At 62.9% G+C, this 4,032-nt stretch carries 3 protein-coding genes and 2 pseudogenes; all 5 read left to right on the top strand.

Annotated features, from left to right (window positions below; all coding sequences use genetic code 11):
• Nucleotides 1–158: pseudogene (locus tag EN935_RS42260) on the top strand (UDP-N-acetylenolpyruvoylglucosamine reductase); the annotation flags it as partial.
• A 303-nt stretch (nucleotides 159–461) separates the two neighbouring features.
• Nucleotides 462–1,388 (top strand): D-alanine--D-alanine ligase, encoded by a 927-nt coding sequence (locus tag EN935_RS25360; RefSeq protein ID WP_109668247.1) that lies wholly within the window; start codon nucleotides 462–464, stop codon nucleotides 1,386–1,388.
• Nucleotides 1,376–2,317: a cell division protein FtsQ/DivIB gene (locus EN935_RS25355; protein WP_127265448.1), complete on the top strand. Its 942-nt coding sequence runs from the start codon at nucleotides 1,376–1,378 to the stop codon at nucleotides 2,315–2,317. The genes EN935_RS25360 and EN935_RS25355 overlap by 13 nt, the downstream gene beginning before the upstream one ends.
• Nucleotides 2,314–3,621, top strand: coding sequence for a cell division protein FtsA (ftsA, locus tag EN935_RS25350; protein ID WP_109668243.1), 1,308 nt, complete (start codon nucleotides 2,314–2,316; stop codon nucleotides 3,619–3,621). Before EN935_RS25355 ends, ftsA begins: the two co-directional genes overlap by 4 nt.
• 67 nt (nucleotides 3,622–3,688) lie before the next feature.
• A pseudogene (locus EN935_RS25345) lies at nucleotides 3,689–4,032 on the top strand (cell division protein FtsZ); the annotation flags it as partial.

Below are 4,032 nucleotides of genomic sequence, written 5' to 3'. Positions count from 1 at the left end.
CGGGAACCGCGACCGGCTACGATCTTGAATATCTCGGCGAGACGGTGCGCACGCGGGTGCTGGAGAATTCCGGCATCCGGTTGCAATGGGAAATCAAGCGCATCGGCAATTTCCGGCCGGGGCATGCCGTCCAGGAGTTTCTCGGACAGCTGCTTTAGCCCGCGTCGAACTTCATGTGATACATGAACTTCGACGGGATCAAAACGACCCGCGACCGTTGCTGTAAAGACTCAACGACACGCTTTTCGCATCCATTTTCTCAGAAAGTGAATCTCTCGGAATCGTAAGCACTTGCCAGTGAATCAACTCTCTGATTCTCTGCTCAAAAGCGTTTCCTGATTTGAGTCGTTCGACGCGTTACCCGCGTTTTCCGTCTGGGGGGGGCAACCTGCTGGGAGACTCGGACTCAATGTTGCGGAAAATCTTGGTTTTTGGTCCGCCGTGAGAGGGGATGCCGGGGAATGAAAAGCAAGCATGTGGCCGTCCTGCTGGGTGGTTTTTCGTCCGAGCGGCCCGTGTCCCTGTCTTCGGGAAAGGCTTGTGCCGATGAGCTCGAGAAGGAAGGCTACCAGGTCACGCGCGTCGATGTCGGGCGCGATGTCGGCTCCGTGCTTGCCGAGCTCAAGCCCGATGTTGTCTTCAACGCGCTGCATGGCCCTTTTGGCGAGGACGGCACTGTCCAGGGCATCCTCGAATATCTCGGCATTCCCTACACCCATTCCGGCGTGCTCGCCTCGGCTCTGGCCATGAACAAGGAGCAGGCCAAGCGGGTTGCCAAGGCGGTCGGCGTGCCGGTCGCCGAATCGAAGGTCGCCAGCCGCTTCGCCATCCAGAGCAAACATCCGATGAAGCCGCCCTATGTGGTCAAGCCGGTCAATGAGGGCTCGAGCTTCGGCGTCGTCATCGTGCATGAAGGCCAGTCGCATCCGCCGCAGGTGATCGGCTCGTCCGAGTGGAAATATGGCGATACCGTCATGGTCGAGCGTTACATCCATGGCCGCGAGCTGACCTGCGCGGTGATGGGCGATGTGGCGCTGGGGGTCTGCGAGATCATCCCGACCGGCCATTCCTTCTACGACTATGATTCAAAATATGTCGCTGGGGGATCAAAGCACGAATGCCCCGCAAAAGTTTCACCGAATATTTACCAAAAAATACAAACACTGGCGCTCAAGGCTCACCAAGCGATCGGCTGTCGGGGCGTTTCCCGGTCGGACTTCCGTTATGACGATCGGCATTCCGAAAACGGCGAGGTTGTGTGGCTCGAGGTCAACACCCAGCCGGGTATGACGCCGACGTCCTTGGTGCCTGAAATCGCCGCCCAGGCCGGGCACTCGTTTGGCGATTTGTTGAGTTGGATGGTGGAGGACGCTTCGTGTCTGCGTTGAAATGGGGACAGGGTAAGGAGAGGGGCGCGGCCGGGCCGGCGCTGTTCGGCCTGCCGTTGTCGTTGGACCATTTCGTGCTGCCGCGGATGCTGCGCCGCCCGGTGCGCATTCTGGCGCGCCTCGGCGTCGGGGAATTCCAGGCGCCGCGCTTTTCCGCGGCCATGATGTCGGCCGTTTTGATTGCCTCGAGCAGTGCCTATGGCGCCTATCTCGGCGGCCATGTCGACGGCATCGTGCAGAGCATCACTGCCCGCACCGGCTTTGCCGTCGACCAGGTCAAGGTGGTCGGCAATCGCCAGACCTCGGAGATCGATATTCTCGACAGGCTCGAGCTCGACGGTTGGACGTCGCTGATCGGCTTTGACGCCGAGGCGGCGCGCGAGCGCATCTCCGGCCTGCCGTGGATCGAGGTTGCGGCGGTTCGCAAGGTCTACCCGCACACGCTGGAAGTGCGCGTCGAAGAGCGCCAGGCCTTCGCGCTCTGGCAACAGGGCGACGAGCTGTCCGTCATCGAGAAGGATGGCGCTGTGATCGCGCCGTTCTCGGGCGGCAAGCAGGTGTTGCTGCCGCTGCTGATCGGCACCGGCGCGCCGGCGAGCGCGCCCGACTTCATCGCCAAGATCGAAAAATATCCTGAGCTCGCCACCCGGATCAAAGGCTATATCCGCGTCGGCGAACGGCGCTGGGACCTGAAGCTGGACAATGGCATCACTGTCAAGCTTCCCGAGGATGACGAGGATCAGGCGCTGGCCGAACTCGTCAAGATGGACCAGGACAAGGGGCTGTTGTCACGCGACATCGCCGCCGTCGACATGCGCCTGACCGACCGGCTGGTCGTGCAGTTGACACCCGAGGCGGCAACGCAACGCGAAGCCGCACTCAACGAAAAACCCAAGAGCCTGAAGCGCAAGCCGGAGACGAAGATATGAGCTGGCTTGGCGGTCATGGCGATGCCTCGTCGCGCCGATCCGGCACCCTGACGGTGCTGGATGTCGGTTCGAGCAAGGTCTGCTGCATGGTGGCCAAGCTGAAGCCGTGCGATGACGGCAAGCTGTTGCGTGGCCGCTCGCACCGGATCCAGGTTATCGGCATCGGCCATCAGAAGTCGCAAGGCGTGAAGTCGGGGGTTGTCGTCGATCTCGACCGCGCCGAGCATGCCATACGTCTCGCCGTCGATGCGGCGGAGCGCATGGCCGGGCTGACGGTCGATTCGCTGATCGTCAACATGACGGCCGGTCGGCTGAAGAGCGAAGCCTTCTCCGCCACCATCAATCTTGGCGGCCATGAGGCCGACGAGACCGACATCAAGCGCGTTCTCGGCGCCGGCGCCAAGCAGGCGCTGAAGGTCGAGCGCGAGGTGATCCATTCGCTTCCAGTCGGCTTCTCGCTGGATGCGGAACGCGGCGTGCGTGATCCGCGCGGCATGGTCGGCGACGCACTCGGCGTCGACATGCATGTGCTGACCGGCGACGCCGCGCCGATGCGCAATCTGGAGCTTTCCATCAACCGTTCGCATCTGTCGGTCGAGCGCATGGTGGCGACGCCCTATGCCAGCGGGTTGGCGGCCCTGGTCGACGACGAACTGGAAATGGGCGCGGCCTGCATCGACATGGGCGGCGGCACGACGACGATCTCGGTGTTTTCGGAAGGCAAGTTCGTCCATGGCGACGCCATCGCCATCGGCGGCAATCATGTCACGCTGGACATGGCCAAGGGACTGTCGACCTCGCTCGATGCCGCCGAACGGCTGAAGGTGATGCATGGCTCGGCGCTGCCCGGCAGCGCTGACGATCGCGACCTGGTTTCGATCCAGCCGATCGGCGACGATGGCGATGTGCCTTTGCAGATCCCGCGCTCGGTGATGACGCGCATCGTGCGCGCTCGCATCGACGAGACGCTCGAACTGCTGCGCGACCGGCTCAACAAGTCCGGCTACGGCAATGCGGTGGGCAAGCGTGTCGTGCTCACCGGCGGCGCCAGCCAGCTTGCCGGCCTGCCGGAGGCGGCGCGCCGCATCCTGGGACGCAATGTGCGCATCGGCCGTCCGCTCGGCGTGGCCGGCCTGCCGGAAGCGGCGAAGGGGCCGGCTTTCTCGGCCGCGGTAGGGCTTCTGATCTATCCGCAGATGGCGAGCTTCGAGAGCCATCCGGCGAAAGGAATTTCCGGTCTCAGAATGACCGGAACGGGCGGAAAACTGCATCGCATGAGTCAGTGGTTGAGAGACAGTTTCTAAATTGACGGGGACAGCCCCATAGGCGGCCGCGGCGGCGAAGCGGCGTGAAAGGCAAAGGACGGAGACAATGACCATCAATCTGCAAAAGCCGGACATCACCGAGCTTAAGCCGCGCATCACCGTGTTCGGTGTCGGCGGCGGCGGCGGCAATGCCGTCAACAACATGATCACCGCCGGTTTGCGCGGTGTCGAGTTCGTGGTGGCCAACACCGACGCGCAGGCGCTGACCATGTCGAAGGCCTCACGGCTGATCCAGCTTGGCGCGCATGTCACCGAAGGCCTTGGCGCCGGATCGCAACCGGAAGTCGGCCGTGCGGCGGCGGAAGAGTGCATCGACGAAATTCTCGATCACCTGACCAACACCCATATGTGCTTCGTCACCGCCGGCATGGGCGGCGGCACCGGTACGGG

The sequence above is a fragment of the Mesorhizobium sp. M7D.F.Ca.US.004.03.1.1 genome (assembly GCF_003998635.1).
Classification (GTDB): Bacteria; Pseudomonadota; Alphaproteobacteria; order Rhizobiales; family Rhizobiaceae; genus Mesorhizobium; species Mesorhizobium loti.
The sequence above is the reverse complement of the archived record's forward strand: the minus strand, read 5'-3'. Positions and strand labels throughout refer to the sequence as shown.